The organism is Blastococcus sp. MG754426, assembly GCF_021699055.1.
Classification (GTDB): domain Bacteria; phylum Actinomycetota; class Actinomycetes; order Mycobacteriales; family Geodermatophilaceae; genus Blastococcus.
The window spans coordinates 1-21,225 of the sequence record NZ_SSXC01000041.1 but is presented as its reverse complement, the minus strand read 5'-3'; the positions used below and the strand labels follow the sequence as shown (position 1 = coordinate 21,225).

The window sequence follows — 21,225 nt, the reverse complement described above, 5'->3', positions numbered from 1 at the left end:
ACGTCTCATGACCACGATCGCCGCGGCGACCGTCCTGTCCACCGTCGCCGCGTGCGGCGGCAGCGACGACAGCGGCGGCGCCTCCGGCGGGGGCGGGGGCGAGAACGAGGCCTCCGACATCGGCGTCACCGAGACCTCGATCAAGCTCGGCGGCCACTACCCGCTGACCGGTGTGGCCGCCCCCGGCTACAGCGAGATCCCGACGGGCCTCGACGCCTACTTCACCTGCCTGAACCAGGAAGGCGGCGTCTACGACCGGGAGATCGAGTGGATCTTCCGCGACGACGCCTACAACCCCACCCAGACCAGCCAGGTCACCAACGAGCTCGTCCTGGAGGACGAGATCTTCGCGATGGTGAGCGGCCTGGGCACGCCCACGCACAGCGCGGTGGTCGACTTCCTCAACGACGAGGGCGTCCCCGACCTGTTCGTCTCCTCCGGCTCGCTCCTCTGGGGTGACAACCCCGAGGAGTACCCGATGTCGTTCGGCTGGCAGACCGACTACATGAGCGAGGGCAAGATCATCGGCGAGTACATCGCCGAGAACTTCCCGGACGCGCAGGTCGGCCTCTTCCTCCAGGACGACGACTTCGGCGAGGACGGCGAGGCCGGCATCCGCCAGTACATCGACGACCAGATCGTCGCGGCCGAGCGGTACACCCCGGGCAACACCAACGTCGGCCCGCAGATCGCGGCGCTGCAGGCGGCCGGGGCCGACTTCGTCGTCGGCTTCAACGTGCCCAGCTACACGGCGCTGTCGCAGCTGACCGCGCTGCAGCTCGGCTACGACCCGCAGTGGTTCTACTCCAACGTGGGTTCGGACCCGACGCTGGTCGGCGGCCTGCTCAACCGCTTCAGCGAGGGCCAGGTGTCCGACGCCGCGCTGCTCGACGGCGCGCTCACCACCGGCTACCTGCCGACGGTGGACATGACCGACAACCCGTGGATCCAGGAGTTCCAGCGGATCTGGGACGAGTGCGGCGGCGAGGGTGAGCTGACCAACTACCGCGTCTACGGCATGGCGCAGGCCTACACCGTGACGCAGGCGCTGCAGGCGGCCGGCCAGAACCCGACCCGCGAGGGCCTGGTCGAGGCCATCGAGCAGGTCGGCAGCGAGTGGGAGGGCCCGGTCTTCGCGCCCTTCCGCTACTCCGAGGACAGCCACATGGGCACGAGCGGCATGACCATCGAGCGCATCGTGGGCAACGGCTCCGAGGAGGTCCAGCCCGTCCGGGTGACCGACATCGGTGACGCGCCGATCGAGGAGTTCGACGGCGAGCCGGCCACCCCGCCGGCGAACGCCATCCCCGACGAGGAAGCCGTCAACTGAGGAGGGGCCACCCTTCGCCCTGACGGGTGGCCGTCGCAGCACCTGATCCGGCGGGCCGCCGGCCTCCTCCGGGAGGCCGGCGGCCCGTCCTCGTTCGAGAGGTGGGCCCCCCGCCGGGGCGGGGACGACACTTCGCTCTCGAAGTGTGTGCGGAGTTGATCTACGGGTAGGACGCCCGCCAGGTGCGTCCGCAGGAGTGCGCACCAGGCGGCGCGCAGGAGGGCAACGGGCATGGTCGACGGACCGGTAGGCCAGGAACGCACCATCCGGCGGGCGGTGGTCACCGGAGGGGCGGGCTTCCTCGGCTCCCACCTCTGCGAGCAGCTGCTGGAACGCGGTGTCGAGGTCGTCTGCCTGGACAACTTCCTCACCGGTGCCCCCGAGAACGTCTCGCACCTGATGGAGCACCCGGGCTTCCGGCTGGTCCGCTGCGACGTCACCGACTACGTGCACGTCCCCGGACCGGTGGACCTGGTGCTGCACTTCGCCTCGCCGGCCAGCCCGATCGACTACCTGAAGATGCCGATCGAGACGCTCAAGGTCGGCAGCCTGGGCACCCTGCACACGCTGGGCCTGGCCCACGACAAGGGCGCCCGGTACGTGCTGGCCTCCACCTCCGAGGTCTACGGCGACCCGCTCCAGCACCCGCAGACCGAGGAGTACTGGGGCAACGTCAACCCGGTCGGCCCGCGCGGCGTCTACGACGAGGCCAAGCGGTTCAGCGAGGCGATGACCACCGCCTACCGGACGTCGAAGGGCACCGACACCGGCATCGTCCGGATCTTCAACACCTACGGGCCCCGGATGCGTGCCGACGACGGCCGCGCGATCCCCGCGTTCGTCAACCAGGCGCTGGACGGCCGGCCGCTGACCGTCGCCGGGACGGGCTCCCAGACCCGCTCGATCTGCTACGTCGACGACACCGTCGCGGGCATCCTGGCGCTGGCCTTCTCCGACCACCCGGGCCCGGTCAACATCGGCAACCCCGACGAGCTGTCGATGCTGGCGCTGGCGCGCTGGATCGTGGAGCTCACCGGGTCGGACTCCCCCATCGAGCACATCCCCCTGCCCGTCGACGACCCCAAGGTGCGCCGCCCCGACACCACCCGCGCCGAGCGGCTGCTGGGCTGGCGCCCGCAGGTGACCTCCGAGGAGGGGCTGCGCCGCACCGTCGCGTGGTTCGCCTCCCAGCGGACGGCCGTGACCACCACCGCCTGACCGTCCGTCACGAATCGTGCGACCAGGGTCACCCCTTGGCGATGCGGGACACATCTAATCTGGAGCGGCGAGCTCTGGGGGAGCCGCACCCACCCCGAGTCGACCTCAGAGAGCGAGCATGGGCCGTCACGCAGATCCCGCAGCCACGCGCCGTTCGGTGCCCTTCGTGCTCGTCGCCGCCGGCCTGGCGATCGCCCTGGCCCTCGGCGGCCTGGTCTGGTGGGTGGCCGGCAGCGGCGGGTGCGACGAGGAGGTCACGGTGGACGTCACCGTGGCCCCCGAACTCGGCACGCTGACCGAGGAGCTGCTGAGCTCGGTCGAGTCCCCCGACGACGCCCTGTGCGTCAGCGCCGAGGTGACCGCCCAGCAGCCGCTCCAGACCGCGGGTGACCTGGGCGCGCTCGGCGAGGACGTGCTGCCGGACGTGTGGGTGCCCGACTCGTCGCTGTGGCCGGCCCGGGTCGCCGGCGGTGCCGAGCTGGAGCAGGTCGGCTCGATGGCGGTCTCCCCCGTCGTCCTGGCCACCAGCGAGTCCGTCGTCGACGACCTCGGGTGGGCCGACGGCGGGCCCGGCTGGGCCGAGGCGCTGGGCACCGAGCGGCCGCTGGCCGTGCCGGACCTCGCCGCGAGCGCGGAGGCGCTCTCCGCGCTGGCCGCGGTGCGCAGCGCCCTCGGCGCGGACGAGGACGCCGACAACGCCGTGGTGGCCGCCGTGCTCGCCGCCGCCCGGAGCACCGAGCTCTCCGCGAGCGAGGCCCTGACGGCCGGCAGCGAGGGCGGGGGCGACGCCCCGCTGGTGCCGGTGAGCGAGCAGGAGGTCTACGCCATCCACCAGGAGGCCGAGGACTCCGCGCTCCTCGCGGTCTACCCCGCCGAGGGCTCCCCGGTGCTGGACTACCCGGTGCTGCGCGTCGGCGTGCCCACGGACGCCGAGGCGCGCGCCGTCGAGGTCGTGACCGACCGCCTGCTGTCGCAGGACGCGCAGGACGCCGTCCGCGACGCCGGCTTCCGCGGGCCCGAGGGCGATGCCCCGCCCGGCGCCGGCGGGGACACCGGGATCGCCGAGGCGGCGCCGGAGGTGCTGGCCCTCGACGCCGCGCAGGTGCAGGGGCTGCTGACCCGGCTCTCCAGCCTGGCCGCCCCGTCGCGCGTCCTGACGGTGTTCGACGTCTCCACGTCGATGGAGGCCCCGGTCAACGGCGGCACGCGGGCCACCCTCGCCCGGGACGCCGCCAAGAGCACCCTCACCCTCGTCCCCGGCGACTACGCCCTGGGCCTCTGGGCGTTCGCCTACGAGCTGGAGGGCGACCAGGACTGGACGGAGCTGGTGCCCACCCGCGAGCTGGACGCCTCCGTCGACGGGCAGACCCAGCGCGAGGTGCTCGACGAGCAGCTGGACACCATCCCCGGCCGGCTGTCCCCCGGCGGGACCGGGCTGTACGACACCACGCTGGCCGCCGTGCGCGCCGCGCGGGAGGACTACTACGACCCGACGGCGGTGAACAGCGTCCTCGTCGTCACGGACGGGACCAACGAGGACGACGCCGAGGGGACGAGCCTCGACGCCCTGCTGAGCACCCTCGCCGCCGAGGCCGACCCGGACCGGCCGGTCAAGGTGATCGGCGTGGCCCTGGGGCCGGACGCCGACCTCAGCGCGCTCGAGCAGATCGCGGAGGCCACCGGCGGTGCCGCGTACTCGGCCGTCGAGGAGGAGGACCTGCAGCTGGTCCTCTTCGACGCCCTCCGCCAGCGCGGCTGAGCCCTGCGCTCGGCCGCGGCCGAGCACGTCCGGCTGCGGCCGGGCCTCCCGCCGCGGCCGGGACCGGGCAGCGGTGTCCTCCCTCACCGCACCGCGTCCTCCCGCACCGCCCACCGCGAGGCAGGACGCGCCATGATCAGGGGACCCGGAGTCAGGTGGTGGTCGCACCGCCTCCATCAGGGGTGGTGCGGCAGCGCGTCCAGGGCGACCAGCACCTCGTCCACGGTGATGCGGGCCAGCGCGGGGTCGAGGTCGGTGCCCCACGGGTCCCCGGTGCCGTCGCCGTGCCAGAGCACCACGTGCTGCGGGCGCGGCGGCGGCCCCCACAGCGCCGGCGACACCGGGCCGAAGAGCACCACCGACGGCCGCCGGTAGGCGGTCGCCAGGTGCGCCACGCCGGTGTCGCCGCACACGACCAGCCGTGCGGCGGCCACCACCGCGGCCAGCTCCAGCGACGTCGTCCGGCCGGCGATGACGGCCGAGCCCGGGAGCCCGGCCGCCGCGGCCACCGAGCGGGCGAGCTCCACCTCCGCGGGGCCGCCGGTGATCCGCACGTCGTGGCCGCGTCCCGTGAGGTGCCGGGCGACGGCGGCGAAGCGTTCCGCGGGCCAGCGCCGGCCGGGGAACGCCGCCCCGGGGTGCACGACGGTGGCGCCGCGGACCGGCGGGGGCACGGCCGGCGCCGCGACGTCCAGCGCGTCGGGGTCGGCCTCCACGCCCAGCCCCTCGGAGACCAGCCGGCACCAGCGCCGGACCTCGTGCTCGTCGGGGTACCAGGTGGGCCCGGGGTAGCCGGGGCTGGCGAAGGTGAGCAGCCGCCGCGGGTGCAGGTCGGCGACGACGACGTGCGAGGCCGGGCCCTTGCCGTGCAGGTCGACGGCGAGCTCGGGTGGTGGCCCCGGCCAGTCCAGCGGCTCCAGCTCGCGGGCGGGCAGCACCTCGTCGACGGCGTCGATCAGGCCGGCGAGCGGCTGCAGCGCCGTCGTCGTCGCCAGCACCAGCCGGTGACCGGGCACGGCGGCCCGCACCGCGCGGATCGCGGGCACCCCGGCCAGCAGGTCCCCCAGCCCCAGCGGCCGGAGGACGACCGCAGCCGGCCTGTCCACGCCCACCGGCCGTAGGCGCGCGGCGGGCGTCATACGCGGGAGCGCTCGACCAGGGCCGTGGTCGAGTGGCCGTCGAGGTAGGGCAGGACGACGGCCTGGCCGCCCCAGCTGCGCAGCACCTCGGCCTCGGGCAGGACCGCGCCGGCGTAGTCGCCGCCCTTGGCCCAGACGTCGGGGCGCAGCCGGTCGAGCACCTGCGTGGGGGTGTCCTCGTCGAAGACCACCACGGCGTCGACGAACTCCAGCGCCTCGAGCACCCGGGCGCGGTCGGCCGCGGTGACCAGCGGCCGGGTCGGACCCTTGAGCCGGCGCACGGAGTCGTCGGAGTTGATGCACACGACGAGGCAGTCGCCCAGCCCGCGGGCGGCGCGGAGGGTGGCGACGTGCCCGGCGTGCAGCAGGTCGAAGCAGCCCCCGGTGGCGACGACGGTGCCCCCGGCCGCGCGCACCCGCGCGATGACGCCGTCCGCCCCGGGCTCGGGAGCCGCCCCCTCGACCCGCTCGTCGGCGTCCCACGCGGCCGCCCCGCCGCGGGCGACGAACGCGGAGGCGAACGCCACCGCGGCGGCCACCGCCTCGCCGGTCACCGCGCCGTCGGCGAGGGCCAGCGCCGCGGCCGCCGCGAACGAGTCACCGGCGCCGCAGGGGTCGCCCCCGGTCACCGCCGCCGCGGGCACGACCATCGGTGCCCCGGTGCCGTAGGAGAGCAGCGCGCCGCGGGCACCCATCGTCACCGCGACCGCGCCGACGCCCCAGTGCCGGATGAGCGCCTCCGCGCGGGCGCCGGCAGCGGCGAGGCCCTCGCCGTCGACGGCCGGGACCACCCGGGCCGCCTCGGCGCCGTTGGGCGTGACCAGCCGCGCGCTGGGCACCGGGTCGGCACCGCGCGGGTGCGGGTCCCAGACCACGGGACCGCGGGCCCCGGCCAGCGCCGCGCGCACGGCGGCGTCGGCCGTCGTTCCCCGGCCGTAGTCGGCGACGAGGACGGCGGCGGCGTCGCGGATCGCCTCCGCGGCCGCGGCCGGGAGCTCGCCGAGCACGGCGACGGGCGCGCCGCTGTCCAGCCGGGCGACGGAGTGGTCGCCCACGCGCACCCGCTGCTTCACGGCGGTGCCGCCCGTGGCCGGGATCTCGACCAGCCGGACCCGCCCGGCGAGCAGGGCCCGCAGCCGGTCGGCGTCCTCGTCGGCGTCCATCGGTGTCACGAGCACCACCTCGCGCGAGCCCGCCGCGGCGGCGATGACCGCCGCCAGCGCCGCGCCCCCGGGGCGCTCCCGCCGCTCGACGTCCTCCACCACCGGCACCGGGGCGTCGGGGGTCAGCCGCGACGCGGTGCCGACCAGGTCGACGTCGAGCAGCGCGTCCCCCACGACGACCAGCGGCCGGCCGCTCACTTCGCCGCCTCGAACGCCGGCCCCGTGGGCACCCGGGGCGGTTCGGCCAGCACGGCCGCGTCGAAGGCGGCGCAGACCAGGTGCAGAGCGGCCAGGTGGCACTCCTGCACCGTGGCGGTCCACGGGGAGTCGATGCAGACCGCGTCGTCGGCCGCGGCGGCCAGCGGGTTGGGCGCCGGGCCGGTGATCGCGAGCGTGGTGATGCCGCACTCGCGGGCGCGCCGGGCCGCGGCGACCGCGTTGGGCGAGCGGCCCGACGTCGACAGCAGGACCAGCACGTCGCCGGCGCGGCCGTGCGCCTCCACCTGCCGGGCGAACAGCTCGTCGGCCGGGTAGTCGTTGGCGATCGCGGTCAGCGAGGAGGTCTCCGCGGTGAGGCAGATGGCGGAGAAGGGCGGGCGGTCGGCGCGGTAGCGGCCCACCAGCTCGGCGGTGAGGTGCTGGGCCTGGGCGGCGCTGCCGCCGTTGCCCGCGGCCAGCAGCCGGCCGCGGGACGGCCCGCAGAGGACGTCGGCCAGCAGCCGGCCCCAGCGGTCCAGCACCGGCAGCTGCTCCTCCAGCGAGCGCAGCGCGTTGCGCAGCGAGGCGACGTGGTCGGCCCCGGTCAGGTGCGTGCAGGTGTCCGGCGCCGGGACCTCGACGACGTTCTCGAAGAAGGAGTGCGGGCTGACGCTCATCGGGCGACCTCCACGGGGCTGCGCCGGGTGAGCACCTGGCGGTAGACGGTTTCGGTGTCGGCGACGACGCGCGCCCAGCGGTAGCGGGTGCGGGCCCGCTTCACGCCCGCGGCGCCGTAGGCGGCGCGCCGCTCGTCGTCGGCGAGCAGCGCGGCGAGCACCGCGCCGAGGCGCTCGGGGTCGCGCGGGGGCACCAGGTCGCCGGTGACCCCGTCGACGACGGTGTCCTGCAGCCCGCCGACGGCCGTGGCCACGACCGGCCGGGCGCAGGCCATGGCCTCCAGCGGGGTGATGCCGAAGGGCTCGTACCAGGGGACGGCGAGGACGACGTCGGCCGAGCGGATCCACGCCGGGACGTCGGCGCGGGCCACGGCGCCGGTGAACACCAGCCGGTCGGCGACCCCGGCCTCGCCGGCGAGGCCGCGCAGCCGCTGCACCTCGGGGTCGGCGTCGAGCTCCCCCGCCGGGGGGCCGCCGACGACGACGAGCTCGGCGTCGGGCACCGCGCACAGCGCCCGGACCGCGTCGTCCTGCCCCTTGCGCTCGACCAGCCGGCCCAGGACCAGGAGCCGCTTCCGGTCGCCCCGCGCGGCGACCGGGCCGCGGGGCGTGAACACCGAGGTGTCGACGCCGCAGGGCACGATCGAGACGCGGTCGCTGGTCAACCCCAGGCGGCGCAGCTCGAACACCTCGTCGGAGCAGGTGGCCACCACGTGCGCCACGTCGCGGCACAGCCCGCGTTCCAGGTCGATCCGCTCGGCGGGCGAGGTGTCGGCGTCGCCCTGGTGCCGGCGCTTGACCGAGCCGAGGGCGTGGAAGGTCTGCAGCACCGGCACCGGCGCGAGCAGGCTGGCCGAGGCCTCGACCGACGCCAGGCCGCTCATCCAGAAGTGCGCGTGCACGACGTCGGGGGGCTGCGCCGCCCAGCCGTGCCGCAGCACCCGCGCGAAGGCCGGCATGTGCTGGAGCAGCTCGTCCTTGGGCAGCGGCTCGGCCGGCCCGGCGGTGACGTGGACGACGTTGTACCCGTCCTGCACGACGACCCGCTCGGGCAGCGACGGGTCGTCCCGGCGGGTGTGCACGGTCACCTCGTGACCGCGCTTCGCCAGCCCGGCCGCCAGCGCCGCGACGTGCACGTTCTGCCCGCCGGCGTCGACGCCGCCGATCGCGGCGAGCGGGCTGGCGTGCTCGCTGACCAGATCGATCCTCACCGGGTCACCTCCTCGAGGAGCGCGTCCCAGTCGTGCAGGAAGCGCGCCAGGCCGTAGCGCTCCAGTGCGGCCGCGCGGGCGGCCTTGCCGGCCAGCCGGGCGGCGTCCGGGTCGTCGAGGAACCGGCGCACCCCCTGCCAGAGACGATCCGGGCGCGTGGAGATGACGCCGGCGTCGGCAGGCACCGCCTCGACCACCTCGGTGGTGGCCAGCGCGACCACGGGCATGCCCAGGTGCATGGCCTCCAGCAGGGAGAGCCCGAGCGACGTCCAGCGCACCGGGTGCACGTACACCCGGCGACGGGCGAGCTCGGCGTGCATGGCGTGCTGGGGCGGGTCGTCGAACAGGGTCACCCGCGCCGGGTCCAGCCCGTGCTGCTCGTGCAGGCCGGCGAGCCCCATGCCGAAGACGTCGACGGGTGCGACCGCGGCCAGCCCGGGCAGCAGGTCGGCGCCGACGGTGCGCCCGCGGCGGACCGGCTCGTTGGTGACGACGGCGGCGTGGCCCAGCTCGCCGGTCCACCGCTCCCCCGGGTCGACGATGCCGTGCTCGATCACCGTCGTCGGCGCCCGGCCGTTGTCGTAGAACAGCTCGTTGAAGTGGGTGACGTGCGCGATCGGGATGTCGTCGCGGTCGGCCAGCGGGTGCCGGGTGTGCGGGACCGGACCGTCCCCCGGCTCCAGACCGGGCGCGTTGTGCTCCAGGAACACCGCGGGCAGGTCGCGGCCCGGTTCGCGCCCCAGCCACTCGCGGCACAGCTCGAGGTCGCGCCGGCGCTGCAGCACCACGACGTCGGGCTGCTCCTCGTCCCGCAGCTGGGCGGGGGTGACCTCCCGTGCCGACGCCGGCCAGTCCCAGGTGCGGGCCCGGCCGAGCCCGTCGCCGTCGCGTCCCGGCGTCACCGGGAGCAGGTACTCGTGGCGGCCCTGGACGAACGCCGTCGTCCAGGAGCCGTGCACGTGCCAGATCAGGATCTTCACGCTCTCACCCAGGTGCTCGTCGCCACCTCGCGGGCTGCGCGAGGGGTGCGCTCGGCGGCCGGCTGCTGGACCGCGAGCAGTTTCTCCACCGCGGCGACCACGTCGGAGGCGGTCACCTCGGTGAGGCAGGGGTGGCCGGGCACGGGGCACTCGCGGGCCCGGGTGCCGGCGCAGGGGGCCGACTGGTCGCCCAGCAGCACGGTGGGCACGCCGTAGGGCGCCCAGCGGGCGGCGGGGACCACCGGCGAGAACAGCGAGACGACGGGCGTGCCGACGGCGGCCGCCAGGTGCGCGGGGCCGGTGTTGCCGACGACGACCGCCGCGGCCCCGTCGAGCAGCGCGGCCATCTCGGCCAGCGAGGTGGCCCCGCCGAGGTCCACGCCGCGGTGCCCTGCGACGGCGGCGGTGAGCTCCCGCTCCCCCGGCCCGCCGGTGACCAGCACCCGGTGGCCGGCGTCGGCGAGCGCCTCGACCGCCTCGGCGCAGCGGTGCGCCGGCCAGGCGCGGGCCGGCACCGAGGCGCCGGGGTGGACGACGACGTAGCCGGGTGGGTGCGCGACCGGGGGCAGGGGTCGTCGCACCGCCAGCCGGCCGTCGTCGCCGGCCGGCAGCTCGAACCCGGCGGCCCGGGCGAGCGAGAGCGCCCGCTCGGGCTCGGGCAGGTCGTCCTCGACGCGGTGGCGGACGTCGAGCAGCGTGCCGGGGTAGTCCACGCTGATCGCCGAGATGCGGGGCACGCCCGCCGCGCGCAGCACCAGCGCCAGGGGCAGGGGCGACTGGTGGAACGACGTCGAGATGACCGCCTCGTCGGGCGCGAGCGCCCGCACGCGCTCGGTGAGCGCGGCGAGGTCGTCGGCGGCGACGGGCGGGGGGTCGCCCAGGATCCAGGGGCAGGCCCAGGTCCAGACCTCGTCGACGCCGGGGAGCAGGCCGGCCGCCGCGGCGCCGGCCGGACCGGCGAGCAGCACGACACGGTCGGCGCCGTGGGCGACGGCCCGCACGAGGGGGCCCTGGAGGAGGACGTCGCCGGCGTTGTCCAGCCGGGCGACCAGGACGGTCCGCCGGGCGCTCACCACAGCCCGGCCAGGACGTCGTCGACCGCCTCGGGCAGGGTCGCGGCCCGCTGCGGTGCCGCCGCCACCTCCTCGCGGCGGGTGACCGGGGTGGGCACCAGGATGCTGCGGGCACCGGCGGCGGCCGCCGCCTCGACGTCGGCGCCGATGTCGCCGATGACGACGCAGCGGGCCGGGTCGACGCCGAGCTCCGCGCACGCGGCCAGCACCATGCCGGGCGCGGGTTTGCGGCAGTCGCAGCCGTCGTCCGGGCCGTGCGGGCACACCTGCACCGTCTCGAAGGGGCCGAGCAGCTCGTCGAGCCGCTTCATGCAGGCGTCCACCTGGTCGGAGGTGATGAGCCCGCGGGCGACGCCGGACTGGTTGCTGACCACGCCGACCCGCACCCCGCGGGCGCGCAGCCGGTCGAGGGCCTGCTGGGCCCCGTCGACCGGCCGCAGCCACTCGGGGTCGCCGTTGTAGGGGAAGTCGTGCACCAGCGTGCCGTCGCGGTCGAAGAGCACCAGGTCGGGCAGGCCGCGCCACCGCCGCACGCCCACGTGCTGGACCACCCCGCGCAGCCAGTGCCAGGTGGCCAGCGGCGGGATGAGCGCGCTGGTGGCGAGCATCGTCGTCACCTCGGCGCGGTCGCGCGGGCCGGGGGCGATCCGGCGCCAGGCGAACTCCGCGGTACCCGCGGCCCAGGCGGCCGCCGCGGCGAGCGCGGCCCGGGGGCGGCGGGCCGCGGCCAGGCCCACGGCGGCCAGGGCGGCGGCGGTGACCGCCGTGTGCTGGGGGCGGCGGCCGAGCGCGGCGTCGGCCCGGTCGCGCCAGTCCGGCCCGTGCAGCCGGCGCATGAGCACGTCGTCGGCGTTGCCCGCCTGCACCCGGACGCTGACCCAGCGGTCGGCGGGCCGGACCGGGTGGGTGATCCACCGCTCGCCGCGCACCAGCCGGGAGCCGGTGTCCATGACCCGCAGGGCGAGGTCGGAGTCCTCGCGGAAGGCCCGCGGGAAGCGCTCGTCGAAGCCGCCGACCGCGGCGAGCGCGCTGCGGCGGTAGGCCAGGTCGGCGGTGATCCAGCTGGAGGTGGCCAGGCCGGCCGTACCGCGCTCCCAGTCGGTGGGCCGGCGGTCCTCGGGCAGCGGCACGCGGACCCGGCCCTGGCTGCCGCCGATGTCCTCGGGCAGGTCCGCCAGGTCGGCGGCCAGCCGCTCGTACCAGTCGGGATCGGGGACGACGTCGTCGTCGAGGAAGGCGATCCACCCGGTGCGGGCGGTGCGCCACCCCAGGTTGCGGGCCCGGGCGGGACCGCCTCCCCCGGTGCGCACCACCCGGACCGGCGGCAGCCCGGGGCGGTCGGGTTCCAGCGGCTCGCCGGTGGGGCGGTCGTCGACCACGATCAGCTCGGCCGGGCGCGGGCCCGGGGCAGCGGCGAGCGCGTCGAGCAGGACGTCGAGGGAGGGACGTCCGATCGTCGGCACGACGACGGTGCACTGCGCGAGCATGATCGCGTCCTGCCCGTTCTCGTACGGGCGAAACACTACGGGCTTGAAGTGTTCCCGGCGGGCAGGCGAACGGGGGATGCCGGGCGCTGCACCGGCCCGGCGCGGGACGGGCTCGCGGCCCGGCCCGTCCGGGCGTGGACGTGGACCGGCGCTCCTGACGCCGTGGCCCTCTGCCCACGCAGGCGGGGCGGAGCGCTACTGCCCCCGGTACAGCTGGAGGGCAGGCACCAGCGGCCACCGCCCGGCGCGAGCGCGCCGCCCGGCGGGAGCGCGCCGCCCGGCGGGAACACCGGCCTGCGGGAGCGCCGGCTGCGGCCGGCACCCGTCCGTGGGCGGGCGCGGACCGCGGCACGCACCGTCCGGCCCGCGCGGACGGGTCACCGGACCGGCGGCGCCAGGACGGTCACCTCGTCCGCGTAGGCCAGCGGCGCGGCGGTGCGCCGCTCGAGCTCCTCCCGGGTGAGCCCCTCGACCATCTCCCGCACGAGGAACCCGGCCGGGGTCACGTCGATGACCGCGAGCTCGGTGTATATGCGGTCGACCACCTGCGCGGCGGTCAGCGGGTAGGTGCACTCCGGCAGCAGCTTGGGCCGGCCGTCGGGCGTGGTGTGCATCATCAGCACCAGCACCCGCTTGGCGCCGACCGCGAGGTCCATCGCGCCGCCGACCGCCGGGGGCAGGTGCGCGTCGTCGGTGGCCCAGTTCGCCAGATCGCCCTGCGCGGAGACCTGGAAGGCGCCGAGCACGGTGACGTCGATGTGGCCGCCGCGCATCATCATGAACGAGTCGGTGTGGTGGAAGTAGGAGCCACCGGGCACCAGCGTCACCGGCGCCTTGCCGGCGTTGATCAGCTCCCAGTCCTCCTCGCCGGCGGCCGGGGCCGGTCCCATGCCGAGGATGCCGTTCTCGCTGTGGAAGACGATCTCCTTGCCGGCGGAGACGACGTTCCCGACGAGCGTGGGCATGCCGATGCCGAGGTTCACGTAGGAGCCGTCGGGGATGTCCTGGGCCACCCGGGCGGCCATACCGGTGTGCGACAGCGGGGTGGCCGTCACGCCGCCACCTCCACGACCCGGTCGACGAAGATGCCCGGGGTCACGACGGCCTCGGGGTCCAGCTCACCGAGTTCGACGAACGCCCGCACCTGCACCACGGTGAGCTCGGCCGCGGTGGCCATCGTGGGGCCGAAGTTCCGCGCCGCCTTGTTGTAGACCAGGTTGCCCCAGCGGTCCGCCCGCAGCGCCTGCACGAGCGCGACGTCACCGCGCAGCGGCTCCTCGAAGACGTGCCGTCGTCCGCCGATCACGCGCACCTCCTTGCCGCGGGCCAGCAGCGAGTCCGCGCCCGCCGGGGTGAAGAAGCCACCCAGGCCCGCCCCGGCGGCGCGCATCCGCTCGCTGAGGGTGCCCTGCGGCACGAGCTCGAGCTCGATGTCCCCCGCCCGGTAGAACTCCTCGAACCAGATGGAGCCGGCCGACCGCGGGTACGAGCAGATGATCTTCCGCACCCGCCGCTCGCGGATGAGCGCGGCGACGTCGGTCTCCCCGCTCCCGGCGTTGTTGGTGACGATCGTCAGGTCCTTCGCGCCCTGCTCCAGCAGCGCGTGCACCAGTTCGACCGGCACCCCCGCGGCCCCGAACCCGCCCACGAGGACGGTCGCGCCGTCCTCGACGCCCTCGACCGCGGCGGCCAGCGAGCCGACCCTCTTGTCGATCACTGCGCCTCCGGTGGTGCGGCGTGACGAGGTGCCGGGCAGGAACGGTCAGCCGCGGTCAGGGCCCGGCCCCCCGTCCTGCGCCTTCGAGGCGGTCGAACCCGGCGCGCCGGTGGAGCCGGAGCCCTCCCGCGGCGCCCCGGCCGGGGCGCCCGCCGCGTCGTCGGTGTTCTCGTAGCCGGGCGTGCCCTCGGGCTCGGCGGTGGTGCCGGTCGCCGCGAGGTCCTCCTCGCCCGGCATCGACGGACGGCTGCGACGCCGCCGGCGGCGGATCCCCTGGACGGTGCTCCAGATGACCACCAGCGCCATCAGGGCGAACAGCGTGCCCGACATGGGCCGGGTGAAGAAGATCGACACCTCGCCGCCCGAGATCAGCATGGACCGGCGGAACGACTCCTCCAGGATCGAGCCGAGGACGAACGCCAGCACCAGCGGCCCCGGCTCGAAACCGGTCTTCTTCATCAGCCAGCCGATGATGCCGAACACCAGCACGACCCACATGTCGAAGACGTCGTTGTTCACCGAGAAGACGCCGGCCATCGTGACCAGCAGGGCGAACGCGGCGAGGATGCCGGCGCGCACCCGCAGCAGCTGGACGAAGAACCCGACGAGCGGGATGTTCAGGGCCAGCAGCATCAGGTTGCCGACCGCCATCGAGGCGATGACGCCCCAGAAGATCTCGGGCTGCTGGTCGATCAGCTGCGGGCCCGGCTGGACGCCGTTGAGCAGCAGCGCGCCGAAGATCAGCGCCAGCACGACGTTCGGCGGGATCCCGAGGGTGAGCAGCGGGATGAACGCCGAGGTGGACGAGGCGTTGTTCGCCGTCTCGGGGCCGGCGACGCCCTCGATGGCGCCCTTGCCGAAGCGGGTCGGATCCTTGGCGCGGCGCTTCTCCATCCCGTAGGAGGCGAGCGAGGAGATGACGCCACCACCGCCGGGGAGCACCCCGAGGAAGAAGCCGAGCACCGAGCCACGGGCGATCGCGCCGGAGGAGTCCTTGAAGTCCTTGCGGCTCGGCCAGATGTCCTTGATCTTGCTCTTGAGCGCCTGCGCCTTCTCGGTCTTCTCGACGTTGTAGAGGATCTCGCCGACGCCGAAGAGGCCCATCGCCACGGCGACGAAGTCGAAGCCGTCGAACAGCGAGATCGACCCGAAGGTGAAGCGGTTGGTGCCGGTGATCAGGTCCTGCCCGACCGTGGCCAGCAGCAGGCCGAGGGCGGCCATGGCCAGGCTCTTCACCGGGTGACGGGTGCCGAGGTAGGTGACCAGCAGGATGCCGAGCGCGGTGAGGGCCACGTACTCCGGGTCGCCGAACTCGACCGCCAGGTCGGCCAGCGGTGGCGCGAGCAGGACCAGCCCGACGATGGAGACCGTGCCGCCGATCCAGGAGCCCACCGCGGCGATGCCGAGCGCGGGGCCGGCCCGGCCCTGCTTGGCCATCTGGTAGCCGTCGAAGGTGGTGACCACCGAGGCGGCCTCGCCGGGCAGCTGCAGCAGCACCGAGGTGATCGTGCCGCCGTACATCGACCCGTAGTAGATGCCCGCCAGCATGATGACGGCGGTGACCGGCTCGATCTCGTAGGTGATCGGCAGCAGCAGCGCGATGGTCGCCGTCGGCCCGAGACCGGGCAGCACGCCGATGACCGTGCCGATGAGCACGCCGATGAAGACGTAGAGCAGGTTCGTCGGGTCGAGGGCGACCGAGAAGCCCTGGCCGAGACCATCGAGGATGTCCATGCCTCAGCTCCCCATCGGTGCGAAGACGACGCCGTCGGGGAACGGCACGGACAACAGCTCGACGAAGACGAAGTGGAACGCCAGCGCGCCGAGGACGGCGAGCGGGACGGCCCAGCGCCACGGCTCCCGGGCGAAGATCCGCAGCCAGAACAGCAGCATGAGCATCGCCGAGACCAGGAAGCCGATCGTCTCGAACAGGATGATGAACACCGCGAGGCTGGCCAGGCCCAGACCGATCCCGAGCGTGCCGCGGGTCCACGGCTCGTAGTCCTCGGGGTCGTCGATGAACAGCACCACCACCCCCGTGACGGTGAGCAGGGTGGCCACGATGAAGGGCCAGAGGCCGGGGCCGGGCGCGCTCAGCTCGCCGAGGCCGAGGTTGCGGGCGCCGAGCATCGCGGCGGCACCGAAGACCACGAGGATCAGCGGCGCGAGCCGGTGCAACTGCTTGGTCATCGATTCTCCGGGGGAAGGCACGTGCGCGAGCGGTCGGCGGCGGGGACCGGCCGGGGCCGGTCCCCGCCGCCGTGGGGGATCACTCCTGCAGGATCGGCCCGTAGGCCTCGACGATGTCGTCGATGCGAGCGGAGAACGCCTCGCTGTCGATGAACTCGTCGGGGACGTACTGCTCGCCGAGCTGCTCGCGGACCTCGTCCTTCTGGAGGCAGGTGTCCACCGTCTCCTCGAGCGTCGAGACGACGTCGTCCGGCACGCCGGCCGGGGCGGCGAGGCCGAAGACCGAGACGCTGCTGGTCAGCTCCTCGAAGCCCGACTCGGCCAGGGTCGGCGCGTCGATGTAATCCACCGGCTCGGCCGGGCTGACCGCCAGGGGCACGAAGCTGCCGGCGTCGATGTTCTCCAGCACGTCCTGCGAGCTGTTGATGAAGATGGCGTCGACGTTGCCACCGAGGATCGCCGTCGTCATCTCGGCGTTGCCGGTGAACGGCACGGGGGTGACCTCGACGCCGTACTCCTCGGCGAGCCGGCGCAGCTCCATCGCCTGCGAGGTCGTGGTGCCCGGGACGCCGACGTTGAGCTCGCCCGGGTTCTCCTCCGCGTAGGTGAAGAACTCCTCGGCGGTGGTGAACTGCGAGCCCTCGCCGACGATCAGGGCCGACGGGATCTCGGTGACCGCGGCGATCGGGACGTAGTCCTCGTTGGTGTAGCCGACGTCGTCCTGCAGCGGGTTGGTCGCCGACGCCGGCACCGCGATCAGCGACAGCGTGTAGCCGTCGTTCCCGCCGGCGATCATCGCCTGCATGCCGACCGAGCCGGACGCGCCCTCGCGGTTCTCCACGACGACGGTCTGGCCCAGCTCCTCCTCGAGGCAGCTGCCGATCGTGCGCGCGGCCAGGTCGGTCGGGCCACCGGCGGCGTAGGGGACGATGAGGTTGATCGTCTCGGTCGGGTAGTCCGACGCCGCGGCGTCGCCGCCGCCACCACCGCCGGTGGTGCTCTCCCCGTCGTCGCCACCGCAGGCGGCGAGGGTCAGCGTGGTCGCGGCGATCAGGACGGGCCAGGTGGAGCGGGAACGGCGCATGGGTTCCTCCGGTGGTCGGGGGCTGGTCGTACGGGCGTCTGGTGCGGGAGCGTCAGCCGAGGATCGGTTCGTAGACCTCCTGCGTGCGGTCGAGGACCTCGGCGAGCTCGTCGGCGCCGGCGAACTCCTCGAGGACGTACTCCTCGCCGAGCTGCTCCTGCACCTCCGGCTTCTCCAGGCAGGTCTGGAGGGTCTCCTCCAGCGTCGAGACGACGTCGTCGGGCAGGCCGGCCGGACCGGCCAGGCCGAACGTCGAGCCCGACAGCGTCAGGCCGTCGTAGCCCAGCTCCTCGAACGTCGGGGTGTCGGGCAGCCAGGACAGCCGCTCCTCCGGCGAGGCCACGAGCGGGACGAAGGCGCCGGACTCGATGTTCTGCACGACGTCGCTCGAGGCGTTGATCAGCACCGCGTCGACGTTCCCGCCGAGGAGGGCCGTGGTCATCTCGGCGTTGCCGTTGAACGGGACGGCGGTGACCTGCACGCCGTGCTCCTCGGCCAGCCGCTGCAGCTCGATGGCCTGGGGCGTGGAGGCGCCGGGCGTGCCCACCGTGATCGTGCCCGGCTGGGCCTCGACCGCGGCGAAGAAGTCCTCCGCGGAGGCGTAGGGGGAGTTCTCGCCCACCGCCAGCACCGACGGCACCTCGGTCATGACCCCGACGGGGGTGATGTCGTCCTTGGTGTAGCCCACCTCGTTGGCCAGCGGCGTCAGCACCATCGTGCCCGCGGTGACCAGGGAGAGGGTGTACCCGTCGGGCTCGGCGCCGACCAGCTCCGTCGTCGCCAGCGCACCGGAGCCGCCCGGCAGGTTCTCGACGACGACCGTCTGCCCCAGCTCCTCCTCGAGGCAGGCGCCGACGGTGCGCGTGGTCAGGTCGGTCGGGCCACCGGCGCCGTAGGGGACGAGCATCCGGATCGACTCCGTCGGGTAGGACGACGCCTCGCCGCCACCGCCGCCCTCGGCAGCGGTGCCGCCACCGCTGTCGTCACCGCCGCAGGCGGCCACCAGACCGATCAGGGCCACGCTCGCGAGGCCTGCCGAGATACGCATGCTTCTTCCCCCCAACGGTCACCGCTGACCGGTCTGCCCGAGCCGGGACGCACCCGGCTCGTGGTGTGGATCACCTGGATACAAGCACAGCGCCGGAACGCGCATCGCCCCGGGAGGCAACGATCCGGACTCGGTCAGCTGACGGACAGCACGGCGTCGATCACGTGCGGTCCGGGCTGCGAGACGGCCCGGCGGAACTGCTCGGCGAACTCCTCGGCCGTCGTCGCGCGGCTGCCCGGGACGCCCATCCCGGCGGCCAGCGCGACGAAGTCGAGGTCGGGCCGGTCGAGCTCCAGGAGGTCCCGCGAGCGCGGCCCGGAGGCCTGCGCCCCGACGTTGCGGAGCTCGCCCTCGAGGATGCGGTAGGAGCGGTTGCTGAACACGACCGTGGTCACGTCGAGCCGCTCCCGCGCCTGGGTCCACAGCGCCGAGATGGTGTACATCGCGCTGCCGTCGCCCTCGAGGCTGACGACCCGCCGCCCGGGGCAGGCGACGGCGGCCCCCGTGGCCACCGGGAGCCCCTGGCCGATCGCGCCGCCGGTGAGCGTGAGCCAGTCGTGCCGCGGCGCCCCCGCCGTCGGGAACGGCATCTGCCGGGTGGAGGTGACCCCCTCGTCCACGACGACCGCCCCCTCCGGCAGCAGGGCGCCCAGCGCCGCGCCGACGGCGTCCGCGGTGAGCGGGCCGGTGGGCAGCTCCGGCCGGTCGAGGGGCTGCAGGTCGGGCTCCACCCCCGGCGCCACGAGGTCGGCCAGCCGGTCGAGCGCGCCGACGACGTCGTCCGCCCCCTCGGCGAGCACGTGCACCTCGCACCCTTCGGGGACCAGGCTGCTGGGGCGGTCGGGGTAGGCGAAGAACTCGACCGGCGGGCGCGCCCCGACGCAGACGAGGTGCCGGACGCCGGCCAGCCGGGCGGCGACCTGCTGGCCGGCCCGGGGCAGCCGCTCGACGGGCGGCAGGCCGGCCCCGCGCTCGAGCCGGGCGGGGAAGGTCTCGCAGAAGAGCGCCGCCCCGGTCGCCCGCGCGATCCGGCCGGCGGCCCGCAGCCCCGGCTCCCTCGTCGCGGCCCCGCCCACCAGGACCGTGCAGGGCTCGCCGGAGCCCAGCAGCGCGGCGACGCGGGCGACGGCGTCCTCCGGCACGGGCCGGGGGCCGCCCGCGGGCTGCGGTGCCGCGGGCGCCGCGCCCTCGGACCACGAGACGTCGGCGGGCAGGATCAGCGTGGCGATCCCGCCGGGGGCGGTGCGGGCCGCGGCGATCGCCTCCGCCGCGTCGACCGCCACGTCCGCGGAGGTCTCCGAGCGGCGCACCCACCGGGACACCGTGCCGGCGAGGGCGTCGATGTCGGAGTCCAGCGGGGAGTCGTACTGCTTGTGGTACCCGGCGTGGTCACCCACGACGGGGACCATCGGCGTCGCGGCACGGCGGGCGTTGTGCAGGTTGGCCAGCCCGTTGGCCAGCCCCGGCCCCAGGTGGAGGAGGACGCCGGCGGGCCGGCCGGTCATCCGGCCGTAGCCGTCCGCGGCGCCGGTGGCCACGCCCTCGAACAGGCACAGCACCCCGCGCATCTCGGGGACGGCGTCGAGCGCGGCGACGAAGTGCATCTCCGAGGTGCCCGGGTTGCCGAAGCAGACGTCGACGCCGCCGTCGACCAGCGTGCGGATGAGGGCCTGCGCGCCGTTCACGCCGCACCCCCGGCCTGCTCGGAGCGTGCGTGGCGGAGGTCACCCGGAGCACCCATGGAGGGCACCGTACGGGTGCCGCGGGGCCGCCCCGCCCCCGGGGACCTCAGCGCCGGGTGCGCGTGGCGGCGGAGACCCGGGCGAGGGCGTCGGTGACGACGGCGGCGTCGTCGCCGAGCAGCGTGAGCAGGTGGGCGACGAGCTCGTCGTGCATCGTGCGGGCCGCGGTGACGCGGGCCCGGCCGGCATCGGTGAGCCGGGCGTGCAGCAGGCGCCGGTCGCCGTCCACCCGTTCCCGCACGACCAGCCCCTGGGCGACCAGGCGGTTGATCGTGCTCGTGACACCGGGCCGGGAGAGGCCGACGGCCTCGGCCACCTCGCCCATCGTGGCCCGTTCCCCCGGCGAGTCGGCGATGCGGCGCAGCGCCTCGAAGCCGGTGAGCGAGAGGTCGTGGTGGCGGTGGAGCGCCGAGTCGACCCGCCGGGTGACGCGGTCGTGCACCTGGACGATGCGCAACCACGTCTCGGCGGGACGGGGAGCGGCTCCGGGAAGAGCGGCGGCGTCCCGGGGGACCCCGCGCGCGAGCGCGTCCTCGGACAGTGGCACGCGGTCACAGGTCCCCTGATCGGGCGACCGCGAAACCGTCAGATCGCGGAGACCGGGCCGACCGCGCGCCGGCCCGCGTGCTGGCGGCCGGCGACCGAGACCAGGCCGGCGGTGGTGACCACGAGCACCACCGCCGCGATGGTGAGCGATGCGAGGGAGACGACCCCGCGGACGGGCGCCACCTCCTCAGCGGCCGCGACCTCCAGGGGCACGCTCGTGCTCACCGCGGACTCCGCGCCGACCAGGTCCAGCGTGGCGGGGCCCGCCGCCGCCGTGCCGGGGATGCGGACGTCGACGCGGATCTCCCCCGCCCGGTCCGCGGTGGTGCTGGCCAGCACGGTCTCACCGCCGTGGAGCAGGACGTCCACCCGCTCGCCGGGCATGAAGCCGGCGCCGCGCAGGAGGACCGTGCCGCCCGCCTGCACCTGGGCGCCACCGCCCACGGAGCCGGCCGGGAGGACCGCGCCCGCGGCATCGGAGGTGCGGGGCGCCCCACCGCCGGTCGTGGTGCCCGGGTCCGTTGGCGCCCCGGTGCGGCCGGTGGCCGGGGCGGGCGCGGTCGTCGTGCCCGCGTCCCGCGAGGTGCCGGTGCCCTCCTCGGCGGGGGGCGCGGGCGCCGGCTCGGCGGCCTCCACCCGGGCGGTGGGCGGCGCCGGCGGGGG

At 75.3% G+C, this 21,225-nt stretch carries 18 protein-coding genes and 1 pseudogene; 3 read left to right on the top strand and 16 right to left on the bottom strand.

The annotated features are described in order from the left end of the window. The first annotated feature begins 7 nt into the window (after window positions 1-7). The 3 genes from E9549_RS14025 (at window position 8) to E9549_RS14015 (ending at window position 4,307) form a co-directional block, all read left to right on the top strand. Entirely contained in the window at window positions 8-1,330 is a 1,323-nt protein-coding gene (locus E9549_RS14025) for an ABC transporter substrate-binding protein (protein WP_236827161.1), read from the top strand. 231 nt (window positions 1,331-1,561) lie between these two features. Next, on the top strand, window positions 1,562-2,548 hold the full coding sequence (locus E9549_RS14020) for a UDP-glucuronic acid decarboxylase family protein (RefSeq protein WP_236827160.1): 987 nt from the start codon (window positions 1,562-1,564) through the stop codon (window positions 2,546-2,548). Window positions 2,549-2,705: 157 nt separating this feature from the next. Next, window positions 2,706-4,307: a substrate-binding domain-containing protein gene (locus E9549_RS14015; protein ID WP_236827159.1), complete on the top strand. Its 1,602-nt coding sequence runs from the start codon at window positions 2,706-2,708 to the stop codon at window positions 4,305-4,307. Window positions 4,308-4,483: 176 nt separating this feature from the next. On the opposite strand, the gene E9549_RS14010 is transcribed toward E9549_RS14015, so the two are convergent. The 16 genes and pseudogenes from E9549_RS14010 to E9549_RS13935 form a co-directional block, all read right to left on the bottom strand. Next, on the bottom strand, window positions 4,484-5,413 hold the full coding sequence (locus tag E9549_RS14010; RefSeq protein WP_236827158.1) for a glycosyltransferase family 9 protein: 930 nt from the start codon (window positions 5,411-5,413) through the stop codon (window positions 4,484-4,486). Window positions 5,414-5,442: 29 nt separating this feature from the next. Next, a complete protein-coding gene (gene rfaE2 / locus E9549_RS14005) occupies window positions 5,443-6,807 on the bottom strand; it encodes a D-glycero-beta-D-manno-heptose 1-phosphate adenylyltransferase (protein ID WP_236827157.1) in 1,365 nt (454 codons plus the stop codon). Beyond that, window positions 6,804-7,484 carry an SIS domain-containing protein gene (locus tag E9549_RS14000; RefSeq protein WP_236827156.1) on the bottom strand — a complete coding sequence of 227 codons (681 nt, stop codon included), beginning with the start codon at window positions 7,482-7,484 and terminating at the stop codon, window positions 6,804-6,806. Before E9549_RS14000 ends, rfaE2 begins: the two co-directional genes overlap by 4 nt. After that, window positions 7,481-8,695, bottom strand: a complete 1,215-nt coding sequence (locus tag E9549_RS13995) for a glycosyltransferase (protein ID WP_236827155.1) — start codon at window positions 8,693-8,695, stop codon at window positions 7,481-7,483. The genes E9549_RS14000 and E9549_RS13995 overlap by 4 nt, the downstream gene beginning before the upstream one ends. Then, window positions 8,692-9,675 (bottom strand): glycosyltransferase, encoded by a 984-nt coding sequence (locus E9549_RS13990; RefSeq protein ID WP_236827154.1) that lies wholly within the window; start codon window positions 9,673-9,675, stop codon window positions 8,692-8,694. The genes E9549_RS13995 and E9549_RS13990 overlap by 4 nt, the downstream gene beginning before the upstream one ends. Next, window positions 9,672-10,748 carry a glycosyltransferase family 9 protein gene (locus E9549_RS13985; protein ID WP_236827153.1) on the bottom strand — a complete coding sequence of 359 codons (1,077 nt, stop codon included), beginning with the start codon at window positions 10,746-10,748 and terminating at the stop codon, window positions 9,672-9,674. The genes E9549_RS13990 and E9549_RS13985 overlap by 4 nt, the downstream gene beginning before the upstream one ends. Beyond that, the gene (locus tag E9549_RS13980; RefSeq protein WP_236827152.1) at window positions 10,745-12,235 is read right to left on the bottom strand and encodes an HAD-IIIA family hydrolase; all 1,491 of its coding nucleotides are present in this window, start codon (window positions 12,233-12,235) and stop codon (window positions 10,745-10,747) included. The genes E9549_RS13985 and E9549_RS13980 overlap by 4 nt, the downstream gene beginning before the upstream one ends. 377 nt (window positions 12,236-12,612) lie before the next feature. Next, on the bottom strand, window positions 12,613-13,260 hold the full coding sequence (locus E9549_RS13975; RefSeq protein ID WP_236827177.1) for a 3-oxoacid CoA-transferase subunit B: 648 nt from the start codon (window positions 13,258-13,260) through the stop codon (window positions 12,613-12,615). A gap of 26 nt (window positions 13,261-13,286) precedes the next feature. Next, a complete protein-coding gene (locus E9549_RS13970) occupies window positions 13,287-13,952 on the bottom strand; it encodes a 3-oxoacid CoA-transferase subunit A (protein WP_236827151.1) in 666 nt (221 codons plus the stop codon). Window positions 13,953-13,997: 45 nt separating this feature from the next. Next, window positions 13,998-15,686: a tripartite tricarboxylate transporter permease gene (locus tag E9549_RS13965; protein WP_236827150.1), complete on the bottom strand. Its 1,689-nt coding sequence runs from the start codon at window positions 15,684-15,686 to the stop codon at window positions 13,998-14,000. A gap of 3 nt (window positions 15,687-15,689) precedes the next feature. Beyond that, entirely contained in the window at window positions 15,690-16,142 is a 453-nt protein-coding gene (locus E9549_RS13960; RefSeq protein ID WP_236827149.1) for a tripartite tricarboxylate transporter TctB family protein, read from the bottom strand. A 79-nt stretch (window positions 16,143-16,221) separates the two neighbouring features. Continuing rightward, window positions 16,222-17,226, bottom strand: coding sequence for a tripartite tricarboxylate transporter substrate binding protein (locus E9549_RS13955; RefSeq protein WP_236827148.1), 1,005 nt, complete (start codon window positions 17,224-17,226; stop codon window positions 16,222-16,224). Window positions 17,227-17,278: 52 nt separating this feature from the next. Further along, window positions 17,279-18,274, bottom strand: a complete 996-nt coding sequence (locus E9549_RS13950) for a tripartite tricarboxylate transporter substrate binding protein (protein ID WP_236827147.1) — start codon at window positions 18,272-18,274, stop codon at window positions 17,279-17,281. A 134-nt stretch (window positions 18,275-18,408) separates the two neighbouring features. Further along, window positions 18,409-19,959: an acetolactate synthase large subunit gene (locus E9549_RS13945; RefSeq protein WP_236827146.1), complete on the bottom strand. Its 1,551-nt coding sequence runs from the start codon at window positions 19,957-19,959 to the stop codon at window positions 18,409-18,411. A 103-nt stretch (window positions 19,960-20,062) separates the two neighbouring features. Further along, entirely contained in the window at window positions 20,063-20,563 is a 501-nt protein-coding gene (locus E9549_RS13940) for a MarR family winged helix-turn-helix transcriptional regulator (protein ID WP_236827145.1), read from the bottom strand. 38 nt (window positions 20,564-20,601) lie between these two features. Beyond that, window positions 20,602-21,225, bottom strand: a pseudogene (locus tag E9549_RS13935) (hypothetical protein); the annotation flags it as partial.